The sequence below is a fragment of the Luteimonas sp. WGS1318 genome (genome assembly GCF_043187535.1).
GTDB lineage: Bacteria > Pseudomonadota > Gammaproteobacteria > Xanthomonadales > Xanthomonadaceae > Luteimonas.
Map to the genome: position 1 here is coordinate 889,602 of NZ_CP171131.1, position 14,633 is coordinate 904,234.

The 14,633-nt window shown below is 70.8% G+C and carries 14 protein-coding genes and 1 pseudogene; 8 read left to right on the forward strand and 7 right to left on the reverse strand.

Annotated features, from left to right (window positions below; translation table 11 throughout):
• Positions 1–154: 154 nt before the first annotated feature.
• Entirely contained in the window at positions 155–1,021 is an 867-nt protein-coding gene (locus ACF3M1_RS03935) for an alpha/beta hydrolase (RefSeq protein WP_394004118.1), read from the reverse strand.
• Positions 1,022–1,081: 60 nt separating this feature from the next.
• Between ACF3M1_RS03935 and prmC the strand changes: the two genes are divergently transcribed.
• The 3 genes and pseudogenes from prmC to ACF3M1_RS03950 form a co-directional block, all read left to right on the forward strand.
• Entirely contained in the window at positions 1,082–1,936 is an 855-nt protein-coding gene (gene prmC, locus ACF3M1_RS03940; protein ID WP_394004120.1) for a peptide chain release factor N(5)-glutamine methyltransferase, read from the forward strand.
• A gap of 37 nt (positions 1,937–1,973) precedes the next feature.
• Positions 1,974–2,915: a prolyl aminopeptidase gene (pip, locus tag ACF3M1_RS03945; protein ID WP_394004122.1), complete on the forward strand. Its 942-nt coding sequence runs from the start codon at positions 1,974–1,976 to the stop codon at positions 2,913–2,915.
• A 104-nt stretch (positions 2,916–3,019) separates the two neighbouring features.
• Positions 3,020–3,229 (forward strand): annotated as a pseudogene (locus ACF3M1_RS03950) (alkylphosphonate utilization protein); the annotation flags it as partial.
• 96 nt (positions 3,230–3,325) lie between these two features.
• On the opposite strand, the gene ACF3M1_RS03955 reads toward ACF3M1_RS03950, so the two are convergent.
• Genes ACF3M1_RS03955 through ACF3M1_RS03965 form a run of 3 tightly spaced genes read right to left on the reverse strand, consistent with a single transcriptional unit; the run spans position 3,326 to position 5,535 of the window.
• Positions 3,326–3,886 carry an NUDIX hydrolase gene (locus tag ACF3M1_RS03955; protein ID WP_394004124.1) on the reverse strand — a complete coding sequence of 187 codons (561 nt, stop codon included), beginning with the start codon at positions 3,884–3,886 and terminating at the stop codon, positions 3,326–3,328.
• 37 nt (positions 3,887–3,923) lie between these two features.
• On the reverse strand, positions 3,924–4,835 hold the full coding sequence (locus ACF3M1_RS03960) for a 5'-3' exonuclease H3TH domain-containing protein (RefSeq protein WP_394004126.1): 912 nt from the start codon (positions 4,833–4,835) through the stop codon (positions 3,924–3,926).
• 46 nt (positions 4,836–4,881) lie between these two features.
• Positions 4,882–5,535: a nitroreductase family protein gene (locus ACF3M1_RS03965; RefSeq protein ID WP_394004128.1), complete on the reverse strand. Its 654-nt coding sequence runs from the start codon at positions 5,533–5,535 to the stop codon at positions 4,882–4,884.
• A gap of 17 nt (positions 5,536–5,552) precedes the next feature.
• Here ACF3M1_RS03965 and ACF3M1_RS03970 point away from each other — a divergent pair, with 17 nt between their 5' ends.
• From ACF3M1_RS03970 to ACF3M1_RS03980, 3 genes are all read left to right on the forward strand, one after another.
• Complete coding sequence (locus ACF3M1_RS03970; RefSeq protein ID WP_394004130.1) at positions 5,553–7,886, forward strand: DUF1631 family protein; 2,334 nt, start codon at positions 5,553–5,555, stop codon at positions 7,884–7,886.
• Positions 7,887–7,967: 81 nt separating this feature from the next.
• The gene (locus tag ACF3M1_RS03975; protein ID WP_394004132.1) at positions 7,968–10,118 is read left to right on the forward strand and encodes a DUF1631 family protein; all 2,151 of its coding nucleotides are present in this window, start codon (positions 7,968–7,970) and stop codon (positions 10,116–10,118) included.
• A gap of 71 nt (positions 10,119–10,189) precedes the next feature.
• Complete coding sequence (locus tag ACF3M1_RS03980; RefSeq protein WP_394004134.1) at positions 10,190–11,302, forward strand: NAD(P) transhydrogenase subunit alpha; 1,113 nt, start codon at positions 10,190–10,192, stop codon at positions 11,300–11,302.
• 9 nt (positions 11,303–11,311) lie between these two features.
• On the opposite strand, the gene ACF3M1_RS03985 is transcribed toward ACF3M1_RS03980, so the two are convergent.
• From ACF3M1_RS03985 to ACF3M1_RS03995, 3 genes are read right to left on the reverse strand one after another with little or no spacing between them, the layout of a single operon-like run.
• A complete protein-coding gene (locus ACF3M1_RS03985) occupies positions 11,312–11,758 on the reverse strand; it encodes a DUF3106 domain-containing protein (protein ID WP_394004136.1) in 447 nt (148 codons plus the stop codon).
• A 2-nt stretch (positions 11,759–11,760) separates the two neighbouring features.
• A complete protein-coding gene (locus ACF3M1_RS03990) occupies positions 11,761–12,162 on the reverse strand; it encodes a hypothetical protein (protein ID WP_394004138.1) in 402 nt (133 codons plus the stop codon).
• Positions 12,159–12,734, reverse strand: coding sequence for an RNA polymerase sigma factor (locus ACF3M1_RS03995; RefSeq protein WP_394005176.1), 576 nt, complete (start codon positions 12,732–12,734; stop codon positions 12,159–12,161). The genes ACF3M1_RS03990 and ACF3M1_RS03995 overlap by 4 nt, the downstream gene beginning before the upstream one ends.
• Positions 12,735–12,916: 182 nt before the next feature.
• Here ACF3M1_RS03995 and ACF3M1_RS04000 point away from each other — a divergent pair, with 182 nt between their 5' ends.
• Positions 12,917–13,222, forward strand: a complete 306-nt coding sequence (locus ACF3M1_RS04000) for an NAD(P) transhydrogenase subunit alpha (protein WP_394004139.1) — start codon at positions 12,917–12,919, stop codon at positions 13,220–13,222.
• A 14-nt stretch (positions 13,223–13,236) separates the two neighbouring features.
• Entirely contained in the window at positions 13,237–14,628 is a 1,392-nt protein-coding gene (locus ACF3M1_RS04005) for an NAD(P)(+) transhydrogenase (Re/Si-specific) subunit beta (protein WP_394005177.1), read from the forward strand.
• Positions 14,629–14,633 lie beyond the last annotated feature (5 nt).

Sequence of the window (14,633 nt, forward strand, 5' to 3'; positions counted from 1 at the left end):
CATTGCAGCAATGTCGAACTCAACGGCGCATCGCACGGGGTCCAGCACTCCACCGGCGATACGTCAGGCGGCGATCAGGGCCGCACAGCAAATTCCGTGTCCGTACCTCCCTCCCACACGTCCACGGAATCTTTGAAGGCGGCTTCGGCCGCCTTCATTTTGCCTGCGCCCCAGCGCCGTCCGGAGCATCGGCGCCGACGAAGCGCAGCACCGCCGGCAGCACGTCGGGGGCACGTTCGGGATCGTAGAACGCCGCCGCGGTGACGAAGTGGTTGCCGCCCGACACGATCTCCAAGGTCGACGCCATGCCCTTGCGCCGCAGCGCGAAGTCGAGCTTCCGGCTGTTGCCGACATCGACCGTGCGGTCGCCGTCGCCATGGATCAGCAGGAACGGCGGTTCGTCGCCGTCGACGAACCGCAGCGCCATTGCGTCGGGCCATTGGCTCCGCGGGCCGAAGATCTCTTCCAGCCTGCCGCTGATGACGAAGTCGTAGGGACCGGACAGGCCGATCACGCCGGCCAGATCCGTCGGCGTGAGGTCGACGGCGGCCAGGTGGCGCGCGTCGGTGCCCAGCAGCGCGGCGATCTGCGCGCCGGCCGAGTGCCCGGCGATGAACAGGCGTTGGGGATTGCCGCCGTAGTCGGCCGCATGATCGACGGTCCAGCGCACCGCCTGCGCCGCATCACCCATGAAGGCGGGAAACCCGGCCGCAGGCCAGGTGCGATAGTCCGCGACGATCGCGACGACGCCGTGCTGCGCCAGGCGGCTGCCGACGAACCGGTACTGCGCGCGCGTGCCGGTGCGCCACGAGCCGCCGTAGAAGAACAGCACCACCGGGGTGTCCGGCGCGACGCTCTGCGGCCGGTAGATGTCGAGTGCGAGTCCGCGCGTGGTGTCGTACACCGCTGTCGCGTCGGGCTGCGCGCTGTCGCGGTTGACGAAGCCGAAGAACGCGCTCTGGCAACCGGAAACCAGCAGGGCGAGCGTGGCGGCGAAACAGACGCGGAACGGACGGGGCATCGGCGATCTCCTCGAGGTGCGACACCATGCCGGGCCAGGGCCCGGCTACGATGTGAAGTCATGACGACGAACCCGGGTCCCGCTCTGGATGTGCTGCTGCGCGATGCCTCCGGCCGCATTGACGCGACCGACGCCCGTTGGCTGCTCGCCCATGCGGCGGGTCGGCCGCAGGGCTGGCTGTACGCGCACGCGCGCGATCCGGCGCCCGATGGCGTCGCCGAACGCTTCGACGCGCTGGTCGCCCGTCGCGAAGCCGGCGAGCCGGTCGCCTATCTGACCGGTGTCCGCGGGTTCTGGGGTTTCGACCTGGCGGTGACGCCGGCGACCCTGATTCCGCGGCCGGAAACCGAGTTGCTGGTCGAACTGGCACTGGCACGCCTGCCGCCGGCCGATGCACGCCTGGTCGATCTGGGCACCGGCAGTGGCGCGGTCGCGCTGGCGGTCGCCCGTGAACGGCCGGATGTGTCGGTGCTGGCGACCGACGCCAGCGTCGATGCGCTTGAAGTCGCACGCGCGAACGCGCACTCACTCGGGCTGCCGCAGGTGCGCTTCGCGCAGGGCGACTGGTATGCGCCGCTGGCCGGCGCGCGCTTCGACGTGATCGCCAGCAATCCGCCCTACATCGAGCAGGCCGATCCGCATCTGGCGCAAGGCGATCTGCGCTTCGAGCCGCCGACCGCGTTGGCCTCCGGGGCCGACGGCCTCCACGCGCTCCGCATCCTCGCGTCGGGCGCACGCGCGCACCTCGCGCCGGGTGGCTGGTTGCTGGTCGAGCACGGTCTCGCCCAGGGCGCCGCGGTGCGCGCGCTGTTCGAAGCCGGCGGGCTCGAATCGGTGGCGACCGCGCAGGATCTCGAGCAGCGCGACCGCGTCACGTTCGGGCAGTCGCCGGGCAGGGGCCCAGGAGGCGGCTGATAGACTGGGTGCCTGTGCAGTTCCGGACTTTTCACGCATGCGCCAGCTCTATCCCGCCATCGAACCGTTCGACGTCGGCAACCTCGCCGTCGACGGCCGCCACGTGCTGTATTACGAGCAGTGCGGCAATCCGAAGGGCAAACCGGTCGTGCTGCTGCATGGCGGGCCGGGCGGCGGATGCAGCCCCAAGATGCGCTGCTTCCACGATCCGGCGAAGTACCGCATCGTGCTGTTCGACCAGCGTGGCGCCGGCCGTTCGACACCGCATGCGGACCTGGTGGACAACACCACCTGGCATCTGGTCGGCGACATCGAGGCCCTGCGCGAGCACCTCGGCATCGAGCAGTGGCAGGTGTTTGGCGGGTCCTGGGGGTCGACACTGGCGCTCGCCTACGCGCAGAGCCACCCGCGCCGGGTGGCCGAGCTGGTGCTGCGCGGCATTTTCATGCTGCGCCGCTGGGAACTGGAGTGGTTCTACCAGGAGGGCGCGTCGCGTCTGTTCCCGGAGGCGTGGCAGCAGTACATCGCCGCGATTCCGGAAAGCGAGCGCGGCGACCTGATCGCCGCGTTCCATTCCCGCCTGACCAGCGACGATGAATCCGTGCGCCTGGCCGCAGCGCGCGCCTGGAGCGTGTGGGAGGGCGCGACGAGCTTCCTGCACGTCGACGAAGCCTTCGCCGACAGCCACGCCGACGCGCAGTTCGCGTTGGCGTTCGCGCGCATCGAGAACCACTACTTCACCAACGGTGGCTTCCTCGAGGTCGACGACCAGCTGTTGCGCGACGCCTACCGGATCGTCGACATCCCGGGCGTCATCGTGCACGGCCGCTACGACGTCGTCTGTCCGGTGCAGAACGCCTGGGATCTGCATCAGGTCTGGCCCAAGGCCGAGCTGACGATCACCCCGGCGTCGGGCCATTCGGCATTCGAGGCCGAAAACATCGACGCGCTGGTGCGTGCCACCGACCGCTTCGCGTGACGCGCTGGCGCGCTCACATAACGGCCGTGTGACCGGCCGCCCACAATGCGGCGCGACGGCACGACCGTCGCGCACAGGAACTCCCGATGTCTGAAGAAGAACTGGTCGTCAAGGACAGCAACGGCACCCGCCTCTCCGACGGCGACGCGGTGACGGTGATCAAAGACCTCAAGGTCAAAGGCACCAGCGTCACCCTCAAGCGCGGCACGCTGGCCAAGAACATCCGCCTGACCGACGATCCGGACCTGATCGAATGCAACGTCGAGAAGGTCAAGGGCCTGGTGCTGCGCACCGAGTTCGTCAAGAAGGCCTGAGGCCTCGACGCCACGTGCGTCGCCGTGCGGGCGCGGCCGCGCGACGCTGTTTCCGTGGCCCGAGACCGCCCAACTAGGGGGCGGCTCGGAACGGAATCAGTCCGCCGGCGAGCCGTCCGGGTTGAAGTCCACCATCCACAAGCCGGCCCAGAGCTTGAGATCGAGTTCGTAGCCTTCGGCGTGCTTGCGCATCAGCCAGGCCGGCGCAGTCGCGCGCGGCACGGTGTGGACGATGATCGCCTCGTCGTCGACGCCGCCGCCGGTGCCGACACGCGTCAGCTCGCGCGCACGCACGAAGGCGACTCGCTCGTTGCTCATGCCGGCGGTGGTCGGGCCGGTCAGCAGCACGTCGACCCGGCCGGCAGACCAGCCGGTTTCCTCGATCAGCTCGCGCCGCGCCGCGTCTTCCAGTGAATCGCTGCTGCCGCCGTCACCGACCAGGCCGGCCGGCATCTCGATCGTGCGTGCACCCAGGGGCACCCGGTACTGCTCGACGAACAGCACCTCGTCGTCGGGCGTCACCGCGATCACCAGCACGGCCATGCCGTTGCCACCGTGGGTGCGCTCGCAGGCCTCCCACTTGCCGTGGCGGACCAGCCGCAGCCAGTCGCCCTGATGGAGCACTTCGAAGTCGTCGGAATTCGTATCGGAGGTCATGCGCCGATGCTAACGCGACACGCGTGCGACGGGTCGCTCAGGCGTCGACCGCCGGCGCGTAGTCGAGGCCGGCGACGGCATGCAGCCGCCGCCGCGTCAGCGGGCCGAAGCGCAGGGTGTCGCACAGTGCGCGCAACGCATCCGCATCGCCCTCGCGACGCGCGAAGCCGTGGGCCACCTCGCCCAATGGCGCATCGCAAGCGATCGTCGTCAGCTGCCGGTACAGCCGGGCGGCGTCGGCATGCTGGCGCAGCTTCGCGCCGACCTGACCGGCGCCGCGGAAGCGCAGGAACTGGATCTCGTCGCTGCGCGCCAACAACGCGTCCAGCGTGCCGAAGTGGTGCAGCAGGCTGGCCGCGGTCTTGCAGCCGATGCCCGGGACGCCGGGAATGTTGTCGACCGCGTCGCCGCACAGTGCGAGGTAATCGGCCATCTGGTGCGCTTCGACGCCGTGGCGCGCCTTCACCCCCGCCGCCGTCCAGCGCTGGCCGCGTGCGAAGTCCCACTGGCTGTCGTCACCCTGCAGCAGCTGGGACAGGTCCTTGTCGGCCGACACGATGACCCCGGTCAGCCCGCGTGCGCGGCCCGCGTGCAGCGCGCTGCCGATCAGGTCGTCGGCTTCGTAGTCATGGTCGGCCAGCACCGGCAGGCCCAGTACGCGGCACAGGGCCTTGCAGTGCGCGAACTGCCGGCGCAGCTCGTCCGGCGCGGGCGCGCGGTTGGCCTTGTAGGCCGGGTACAGCCGGTTGCGGAAGCAGCTGTCGAGCGCTTCGTCGAAGGCGATCGCGATGTGCCGCGGCCGCTCGCGTTCGACCAGCTCGGCGAGGAACCGGGCGAAGCCGTGGACGGCGTTCGTCGGCCAGCCGTCCGTGTCGCGAAACTCGTCCGGCATCGAGTGCCAGGCACGGAACACGTAGAGGCTCGCGTCGACCAGATACAGAGGTGTCATGCGTCCATTGTGCCGCGACGCGCCACCCGCGTCCGTGGACGCGCGATCAGCCCGGTTCCGGGCGCCAGTCGCTCAGCAGCGCCCGGGGATCTGGCCGTTCACGCTCTGGCGCGTCGAGGCGCGGTGTGCCGATATGGATGAATCCGACGATCCGCTCCTGGCGTCCCACGCCCAGGGTGTCGAGGATTCCGGCATCGTAGGCGGCCCAGCCGGTCAACCAGCACGCGCCGAACCCCGCTGCCTGGGCCGCCTGCAGCAGGGCGAAGCAGACGCTGCCGGCGGTCAGCAGGCGCTCCACCTCCGGAATCTTGGTGTCGTCCGGATCGAGAATCGCGACCACGGCCACGACCAGCGGCGCATGCGAGAACCGGTGGCGTTCCTTGTCCAGGGCGCCCGCCCCGATGTCGGGAGCCAGCGCCAGCGCGCGGGCGGCCAGGCGTTCCCCGAGCGCATCCCGCGCGTCCCCGGCGATGCGCAGGAACCGGAACGGCACCCGCTTGCCGTGGTCGGGCACCCGCGACGCCGCGCCCAGCATCCGCAACAGGGTGGCGTCGTCCGGGCCGGGCGCGGCGAGCTGGCGGGCGGGGACGGAGCGGCGCGCATCGAGGGCCGCGAACGGGTCGTGTTCAGGATTTGCGAGTATCGTCACAGACGTGGCGCCAAGCTTGCGGAATCTTATGTCCGGGGCAGTGTGCCCCATTCCCCCGATCTCCCCAAATGAAGCCTTCCGACGACATCGGTGCCGGTCCAGGCGCGCGCGCTGCCCCGTCGCGCCCCGCCGACCGCGTGCTCGAGACGCTCCGGCACGATGCCGTGACCGCGCTCGGCGGGGTGTTGTCCGGCTTCTGGAGCTCGATCGAGGAGCAGGTCCGGTTGGCTGCGCTGGCCGGCCACGACTATATGGCGGCCCAGGAAGACCGGGTCGCGGTGCTCGATCTCAGCCATCGCGCGCTCGAGCTGGCCACCCGCTTCCGCAAGTCGATCGAAACCGAATTCGAGCAGTGGCTGGCCGACCGCCCGCCGCCGCCGGTGGCCGATGGACTCTCGCTGATGTCCGAGGGCGAACTGGAAGTCCAGCTCGCGGCGCAGCAGATCATCGAGCTGATGGACCACCAGTTCCTGCATCCGTTGGCCGCGCTCGACGAGCGCCTGGCCGCGCTCGCCGCCCGCATCGGCCTCGAAGGCCCGCGCGCCAATCCGCTGCGGCCGGAAGTGCCGGTGATGGCCTTCGTGCGGTTGTTCCATGCCGACGATCTTCCGCCGGGGCTGCGTTCGACGGTGTTCCACCAGTTCGACAAGCGTCTGCCGGCGATCCTGTCCGAGGTTTATTCCAAGGCCAATGCCACCCTCGAGTCGGCCTCGATCGGGGGCGCGCAGTCGCAGTCCCACGGGCAGGCGCGCCCTGCCGGCCGTGCCGGTGCCGCCAGTGCACCCGCACCGCGTCGGGATACCGGCGAGTCCTGGGTGCCCGAGGGTGGCGTCGTCGAGCACAGCGCGTCCTCCGATGGCGACATCGCTGTCACCGAGTCCGCTGCGCCGGCCTACGGCCCCTTGTCGTCCGGGCTCATGGACGTACTGGCGGCGCATGGCCACGGTGCCGCGCCGGCGCCGCGCAACTATCGCGACCTCGTGCGCGACCAGTTGCACCAGTGGCGCGAGCGTCGTGACGCCGACGAACCCCATGTCGGTCCGGCCGATGGAACGGGCGGGCAGGCGCTCAGCATGTCGCAGCTGCTCAGCGTCGCGCGGATGCTGCAGGGTGACGATCCCTCGCCGTATGCGCGCGTGCTGGTCGGCGATGACCGGCGCCAACTGGGCGAGGTCATCCGCGACGAGCTGCTGCGCGGCCTGCGCGAACTGGGTGTGGATCCCGACCAGTCGCCGCTGCGCCGGGAAGACGAGGATGCGATCGATCTGGTCGGCATCCTGTTCCAGTCCCTGTTCGACGCCAACGATCTGCTGCAGCAGGCGCGCGACATCTACAGCCGACTCGTCGTGCCGTATCTCAAGGTCGCGCTGACCGACGATTCGATGTTCAACCAGCGCGGCCACCCGGCGCGCAAACTGCTCGACGCCGTCACCGAAGCCTGCGACGGCAACACCGGTGAGACCGCGCAGGACCGCGATCTGCTCGACTACGCCGGGCGCGTGGTCGACCGTGTGGTCGACGAGTACGAGAGCGACCAGGCGGTCTTCCGCCTCGCCTCCGACGAGCTGCGCGAGCGCCTGGACCAGCAGCGCCGACGCGCCGAGGTCGCCGAGCGGCGTGCCGCCGAAGCGATCCACGGTCGCGAGCGGCTGCAGCAGGCGCGGCGCAGCGTCAACGACATCGTGGCCTCCCGCCTGTCGGCTCGTAAGCTGACGTCGGCCGTGGCGTTCTTTCTCGACCGTCACTGGCGCCACTACCTCACCCAGACCTCGCTTCGCGACGGCCCCGACTCGCAGCGCCATCTGGCTGCGATCGGCGTGGGCGACGCAATGATCCAGGTCGACGCCGACGCCTCGCATGCGCTCGGCAGTGCGGTCGCCGACGAATTGCTCGCGCTCCAGGTGCCCCTGGCCGAGTGCTATTCGAGTTGCGGCATGGACGCGGACGCGGCGCGCGACGCCGTCGCGCGGATCATCGCGGCCCTGGCGCTTCCCGACACACCGCGTTCGGTGCACGTGCCGCAGCCGCAGGACGATCTCGACGACGAACCGCAGGACGCTGCATTGCAACTCGTCCCGGGCCACGCGCCCGCGTTCGAGCCGACGATCGCCGCGCGCATGCGCCAGTTGCGTGTGGGCCAGGGCCTGCGCCTGATCGACGACAGCGGGCGTGAGTCCGCGGCGCGCATCGCCTGGATCAGCCCGCTGACCGCCCGGTTGCTGATCGTCAACCGCCGCGGCATGCGCAAGATGGTGGTCTCGCCGGAGGAACTCGCTGCGCTGGTCGGTGCTGGACGCGTGGTCGTGCGCGCGGTCGATGCGCCGTTCGACGAGGCGATGAAGCATCTCTGGCAGCAGCTCAACGCGGCGAACGACGGCGCGATGTCGTCGGCCGCCGGCTGAACGCCGCGCTCAGTCCGAGACGTATCCCCACCGCTTGCGTTATTGTCCCGCGATCGATCGCTCTGGGCGGAGTAGGGGTGCATGCCCGGTTTCACAATGCAGGGAACCGGTGACGCCGGCCGGACCGAGACGCCTGCCCAGGTGCTCGACGGCATTCGACGCGAAGCGGCGGCCCGGTTGCTGCCGTTGCTGGGCGAGACCCTGCGTGTCGAGCGGGCGCGTCTTGAGATCGAGCGTCAGGACATCACCCACGACGTGCGCGCGGACGACGCGATCGCCGAAGACCTCACCGGTCTGTCGGTGCTCGGTTCCGAGCTGATCCGTCATGAGCAGCGCTGGCAGAAGGCGCTGGCCGACGTATTCGCCGCGTGGCCTGCGCCGCCGGTCGCACGCACCGTGGACCAGTTCTCGCTGGTGTCCGACGATCAACTGCAGGCGCAGCTGATCGGGCAGCCGGTGTCCGAAGCCCTGGATCGCCGGTTCGAAAGCGTGCGCGACATCATCGACCGGCGGCTCTATTCGGTGTCGGCCTCGATGGGCTATCGGCAGCGTCCGGCCAATCCGCTCGCGGCACGCTTCATCGTCGAATGCTTCCTGCAGGCCTTCGATGCCCAGGACTGCAGCCGGCGATTGCGATCGGCGCTGCTGCGGCGGCACGAGACCCTGCTCGAGCGTCAGCTGGGCGCGCTGTACGCGTGGTGCAACACCCGCCTCGGCGAGGCGGGTTATTCGCTGGCCGGCGACAGCGACCATTCCGCGCTGGTGTCCTCGCTGGGCATGCCGGCGGAAACCGCGCGCGGCCACAGTTGGGACAGCGGCACGGCCTTGCCTGCCGGCGCGCCGGGCTGGCAGACCGGCGGCCCGCTGACCGCCCCACGCGCGGATCGGTTGGTCGACGCCCCGCGCGGCAATCTGCTGCGACGCCACGCACGCACCCTGCGCGATGCGCGGCGCGCCGAGCTCGACGCGGCGTCGCGCAGTTTCCGGCCCGAGGAATTCCAGGCGGCCCTGTCGCTGTTGCAGGCCGAGCGGTCGCTGCCGCTGCCCGACGCCGCGCACGGCGTGCGGATCCGCGAAGGCCTGTACCGGGTGGCCGGCGGCTTGGGCATCGACCGCCGACAGGTGGCGTTCGCGCCCGAGCAGGACGACGCGATTTCGTTGATCGGCGCGCTGTTCGACCTGCTGGCCGCGCGGCACTTGCTGCTGCCCGATGCGCGGGAACGATTGGCGCTGCTGACGCTGCCCTATCTGCATCTCGCACTCGACGACCCGCGGCTGTTCGAGACCTCGTCACCGCCCTCGATGCAGTTGCTGTCGCTGCTGCTGGAGCTGTGGGACGGCGCTGACCCGAGCGACCCGGCGTCCGCCGAGCTGCAGGCCCTGGCCGAGCGCGCGTCCGCGGCCGTCATCGACGGCGCCCATGGCGACGGCCGGGTGTTTCCCGCACAGCTGGCGCAGATCGACGCGGTCCTGGGCCAGCAGCGGCGCCGCGCCGAAGCGGTCGAACGCCGGACCTGGCAGGCGCTGCGTGGCCGCGAGCGTCTCGACGCCGCGCGTCGCCAGGCCGCGTCCGATGTCGCGCGCCGCCTCCAGGACCAGCCGGTGCTGCCTGCGGTCGCCGCCTTCATCGACGGCGAATGGCGGCAGGCGCTGGTTCAGGCCTGGCTGCGCGAAGGCGCCACGTCGGATCGTTATCGCGAAATGCTGTCGCTCGGCGACGAGTTGGTCGAGGTCGACGGCCTGGCGGCCGGGAGCGGCGGCAGCGCGATTGCCGACCGTCTGCTCGGCATCCTGCCGGCGCTGCGCGAGTGTTGCGTGCAGTGTGGTGTCGACGAGACGGCGACCGATGCGCAGTTGGCCGGCCTGGTCGCCGAGCACGCGAGTCCGACGCCGCGCACGATCCATGCGCCGACGCCGCTGAACGGCGACGAGGCGCCGATCGAGCCGGAAGCACCCCGCGTCGCCGCGTCGTTCCCCGATATCGAGCTCGCCGAGGGGCAGCGGTTCGTGCAGCCGTCGGCGGCCGGACCGGCGCGCGTGCTGCGCCTGGCCTGGCGCAGTGCGCTCACCGGGGGGTGTCTGCTGGTCAATGCCGCCGGCGCGAAGGAACTGCTGCTGTCACCGGCCGCCTTGCGGGCGTGGGTCGCCGATGGGCGCCTGCAGCCCCGGTCACTGGGCGGGGCGGCTGCCGTCGCGCTGCACGACATGGCCGAGCGTGCGCGCGGCGGCTGAAACGCCGCCCCGTGCTTTCCGGCATCCGGGTCTGCGCCTAGGATGGGAGCAGTTCCGGGGGAGGACGGTCGATGGGGATCACGATCGGTGTGGCACGCGAGACCGCGGCGGGCGAACGCCGGACCGCGTTGACACCTGAGACCTGTCGCAAGCTGGTCGCGGCGGGTGTACGGGTGCGGGTCGAGGCCGGCGTGGGCGCCGGCGCCTATTTCGCCGATGCCGCCTATGCCGAGGCCGGGGGCGAGGTCGTGGGCACGGCCGTCGACGCCTGGCGTGACGCCGCCGTGGTGCTGTGCGTGCAGCCTCCGGAAGCGGCGGCGCTGCACGCGCTGGCTCCGGGCACGGTGGTGATCGGACTGCTCCAGCCCGAGGCCGACCCGGCGCGCGGCGCGGCGATCGTCGCGCAGGGACTGACGGCATTTCCGCTCGAGCGCCTGCCCCGCACCACGCGCGCCCAGGCCATGGATGTGCTCAGTTCGCAGGCCGGTATGGCCGGCTACAAGGCGGTGCTGATCGGCGCCCAGCTCGCGCCGCGCTTCTTTCCGATGCTGACGACGGCCGCCGGCACCATCCGTCCGTCGCGGGTGCTGGTGCTCGGCGCCGGCGTCGCCGGCCTGCAGGCGATCGCGACCGCGCGGCGGCTCGGTGCCCAGGTCGAAGGTTTCGACGTGCGTCCCGAGACACGCGAGCAGATCGAATCGCTCGGTGCGCGGTTCCTCGATCTCGGCGTTCACGCTGCAGGCGAAGGCGGCTATGCGCGCGCCCTGACCGAGGTCGAACGCGCCGAGCAGCAGCGGCGCCTGTCGGCGCACCTGACGTCGATCGACGTCGTGATCTGCACCGCCGCGGTGCCCGGGCGTCGTGCCCCGACCCTGCTGACCCGGGCGATGGTGGCCGGCATGCGCCCCGGCGGCGTGATCGTCGATCTGGCGGCCGAAACCGGTGGCAACTGCGAACTCACCGTACCCGGTGAGACCATCGAGCAGGCCGGCGTGACGATCGCCGGCCCGCTCGGGCTCGCGAGCCTGGGCGCCACCCATGCGAGCGAGATGTACGCACGCAACGTGCTCAATTTCGTCCAGTTGCTGCTCGAGGACGGGGCGCTGGCGCTGGACTGGAGCGATGCGTTGCTGTCCGGCACCGTCTGGCCGCCCCGCGCGGCCGCGGCGCCTATCGGGGACTGACGGCCACGCTCAGCGCGGATCGGTGCCCGGTGGCGGCGGATTGGCCGCCGCCCACTGTCGGCGCTGGTCCGGCGTCATCTGCCGCCAGCGTTCGCGCAGCGCTGCGCGTTCGGCCTCCGGCAGCGTGCGCAGCTTGCCGTAGAGCGCGCGCGCTTCCTCGCGCTTCTCGGGCGGCAGGCGCTTCCAGTGGTGCATGCCGTGCCGTGCGTTCTCACGCTCGGCCGGCGTCATCGCCTGCCAACGCCGTGCATGTTCGAGCATGCGCCGGCGCTCGTCGGCGTCGGCCTGCGTCCACCGGTCACGCAGGGGTGCGAGCAGCTGGTCGCGCTGGGCCGGGGTGAGCTGGTCCCAGGCCGGCGGTGCGGCGGCGGTCGACTGTGCGGAAGCGGCGCCGGCGACGAGCAGGCCCGAAAGCAGCGGCACGACCAGCAGGACATGGAAACGGGAACGGGACATGGTCACTCCACGGCGAGCAGGGTGGCTTCGTTGGCGGCGAGCCACAGGTAGAAATCAGGGGATTCGTCGTAGGCGACGAAGGCCTCGGCGGCGCCGTCGTCCAGCATCGCCTCGTCCGCCACCGTCAGCGGTGCGCTCGCAACGGCACGCGGGGGCGCGGCGTCGGAGGCCGGCGGGGCGCTGATCTGCAGGCCCGCGACCAGGGCCAGCAGCGCGGTGCAGCCGGCCGCGACGGGCCAGGCCCAGCTGCGCCGGCGCGCGGGCGCAGCGCTGAGCGCGGCGTGCCGGGCGCGATGCAGCCGCGCCGTGGTGCCCGCCGAAATTTGATCCTGCGCCTGCAGGTAGAGCGCACGGACGGCGGCATCGCCGGGCGGCGCGTGGGGATCGTGCGGCTGCGGGGTCATCGGAAATCCTCGAGGTGCGTCTGCAGTGCCTCGCGGGCACGGAACAGATGGGTTTTCACCGAGCCTGCGCTGCATCCCATGATGCGCGCGGTGGTCTCGACATCGAATTCCTCCAGCACGCGCAGCGTGAACGCCTCGCGCTGGCGGCGGGGCAGAACGCGCAGCGACGCGGCCAGGTGCCGCCAGGCCTCCTGGCCATCGTGCTGGCGGGATGGATCGGGACTGCTGTCGGCCCAGTCGATCTCGTCGCCATCGGCCGTGCGGGCGTCGCTGAGCCAGGTCAGCCGGAAGTTGCGCCGCCGTTGCAGGTCGATGATCCGGCTGCGCAGCACGGTCCAGAACAGCGGTGTCCACTCGTCGGCCGGCCGGTCGCGGTAGCCGAGCATCTTGGTCATCGCATCCTGTACGGCGTCGAGGGCGTCGTCGCGGTGCCGCAGGCCGAGTTCGGCGAAGCGGAACGCACGTCGCTGCACATCGGCCAGGAATGCCTCGAGTGTCGCCGGAGGCGCGGCATGGTCGGCATCCGCCGCGGGCTGTGGGTTGCTCACGGCCACCAGCCTACCGCGCGGCATGCGCAGCAATTGCGAGGAGGGAGGGCTGCCATCCATTGTCGGAGCATCGGGCCGTCGGCGGGGGTCACCAGGAGACAACGCCCGAACCGGGCGCCGGTTGACCTGCGCACCGTCGCGGACGCCCGGCTGGCGCGACATTCACCGGCGGTTATGATGCGACGACACGCTGGCGGGGGACCGTGATGATCGACGGGGTCGTGGCGCTGTACATCTTCATGCTGGCGGCGATCGCCGGCCACGTGATCATCTCGCGGGTGCCGGTCATCCTGCACACCCCGCTGATGTCGGGCTCGAATTTCATCCACGGCATCGTGCTGATCGGCGCGATGCTGGTGCTGGGGCACGCGGATACGACCGTCGAGCGGATCATCGGGTTTCTCGCCGTGCTGATGGGCGCGGGCAATGCCGCCGGGGGCTACGTGGTCACCGAACGCATGCTCGAGATGTTCCGGCCGAGCGCGGCGCGGCCGCCGGAGCGCGAACCGTGAGTGGGGAGCCGGTGATGCTGGCGATCCAGGTCAGCTATCTGGTGGCGGCGACCCTGTTTCTGCTCGGCCTGCAACGCATGGCCTCGCCGAAGACCGCGCGCTCGGGCATCCAGTGGGCCGGCGCCGGCATGGTGATCGCGACGCTGGCGACGTTCTTCGTGCCGGGCCTGGCCAATATCGGTTTGATGATCGTGGCGATCGCGCTCGGCACCGTGCTGGCATGGGTGTCGGGCAAGCGCGTGGCGATCACCGACATGCCGCAGATGGTCGCGCTGTACAACGGCCTGGGCGGCGGCTCGGCCGCGGCGATCGGCGCGGTGGAGCTGCTGCGCTGGAACGCCCAGGCCGGGCTTGGCGACGCCACGCCCGCGCCGCTGCTCGTGCGCACGCTGGCCGTGCTCGGCGCGCTGATCGGGGCGATCGCGCTGTCGGGCTCGGTGATCGCCTGGGCGAAGCTCGATGGACGCATGGACCGGCGCTACGTGTTCCCGGGCCAGCAGGCCCTCAATCTGCTGGTGTTCGGCGTCGCCGTCGCGCTCGGCGCGGTGGTGGCGCACGCACTGGGTGTGCCGGCGATCGTGGCGTTCTTCGTGGCTGCGCTCGCGGTCGGTGTGATGATGACGCTGCCGATCGGCGGCGCGGACATGCCGGTGGTGATCTCGCTGTACAACGCGCTCACCGGGCTGGCGGTCGCATTCGAAGGGTACGTGCTCGGCAACGAGGCGCTGATCATCGCCGGCACCATGGTCGGCGCCGCCGGCATGCTGCTGACGCGGTTGATGGCCAAGGCCATGAACCGCTCGATCCGCAGCGTGCTGTTCTCGAGCTTCGGCGCCAGCGGCGAGGCCACCGCCATCGAGGGCGCCCAGGTGCCGATCGAGGCCGGCGACGTCGCGGCGATGATGGCGTACGCCGAGCGGGTGGTGATCGTGCCCGGCTACGGCATGGCCGTGGCCCAGGCGCAGCACAAAATCTGGGAACTGGCGCAGCGGCTGACCGAGCGCGGGGTCAAGGTGAAGTTCGCGATCCATCCGGTCGCCGGCCGCATGCCCGGGCACATGAACGTGCTGCTCGCCGAGGCCGGCGTGCCCTACGACCTGATCGCCGACATGGACGACATCAACCCGGAATTCGCGATGACCGACGTCAGTCTGGTGATCGGCGCCAACGACGTGGTCAACCCGGTGGCGAAGACCGACCCGGCCAGTCCGATCTACGGCATGCCGATCCTCGACGTCGTCGATTCGAAGCATGCGATCGTCATCAAGCGCGGGGCGGGCACCGGCTTTGCAGGCATCGAGAACGCCCTGTTCTACGCGCCCAACACCCGCATGCTCTACGGCGACGGCGCCGCGATGGCCGGCGCGCTGGTCGCCGAGCTCAAGGCGCTCGACGGCGGTCACTGACCCTG

What these genes read in the sequence shown, in the direction of transcription:
- ACF3M1_RS03935 (WP_394004118.1), bottom strand. Translation starts at nt 1,021, where the DNA reads ATGCCCCGTCCGTTCCGCGTCTGTTTCGCCGCCACGCTCGCCCTGCTG.
- prmC (WP_394004120.1), top strand. Translation starts at nt 1,082, where the DNA reads ATGACGACGAACCCGGGTCCCGCTCTGGATGTGCTGCTGCGCGATGCC.
- pip (WP_394004122.1), top strand. Translation starts at nt 1,974, where the DNA reads ATGCGCCAGCTCTATCCCGCCATCGAACCGTTCGACGTCGGCAACCTC.
- ACF3M1_RS03955 (WP_394004124.1), bottom strand. Translation starts at nt 3,886, where the DNA reads ATGACCTCCGATACGAATTCCGACGACTTCGAAGTGCTCCATCAGGGC.
- ACF3M1_RS03960 (WP_394004126.1), bottom strand. Translation starts at nt 4,835, where the DNA reads ATGACACCTCTGTATCTGGTCGACGCGAGCCTCTACGTGTTCCGTGCC.
- ACF3M1_RS03965 (WP_394004128.1), bottom strand. Translation starts at nt 5,535, where the DNA reads ATGGGGCACACTGCCCCGGACATAAGATTCCGCAAGCTTGGCGCCACG.
- ACF3M1_RS03970 (WP_394004130.1), top strand. Translation starts at nt 5,553, where the DNA reads ATGAAGCCTTCCGACGACATCGGTGCCGGTCCAGGCGCGCGCGCTGCC.
- ACF3M1_RS03975 (WP_394004132.1), top strand. Translation starts at nt 7,968, where the DNA reads ATGCCCGGTTTCACAATGCAGGGAACCGGTGACGCCGGCCGGACCGAG.
- ACF3M1_RS03980 (WP_394004134.1), top strand. Translation starts at nt 10,190, where the DNA reads ATGGGGATCACGATCGGTGTGGCACGCGAGACCGCGGCGGGCGAACGC.
- ACF3M1_RS03985 (WP_394004136.1), bottom strand. Translation starts at nt 11,758, where the DNA reads ATGTCCCGTTCCCGTTTCCATGTCCTGCTGGTCGTGCCGCTGCTTTCG.
- ACF3M1_RS03990 (WP_394004138.1), bottom strand. Translation starts at nt 12,162, where the DNA reads ATGACCCCGCAGCCGCACGATCCCCACGCGCCGCCCGGCGATGCCGCC.
- ACF3M1_RS03995 (WP_394005176.1), bottom strand. Translation starts at nt 12,734, where the DNA reads ATGCCGCGCGGTAGGCTGGTGGCCGTGAGCAACCCACAGCCCGCGGCG.
- ACF3M1_RS04000 (WP_394004139.1), top strand. Translation starts at nt 12,917, where the DNA reads ATGATCGACGGGGTCGTGGCGCTGTACATCTTCATGCTGGCGGCGATC.
- ACF3M1_RS04005 (WP_394005177.1), top strand. Translation starts at nt 13,237, where the DNA reads ATGCTGGCGATCCAGGTCAGCTATCTGGTGGCGGCGACCCTGTTTCTG.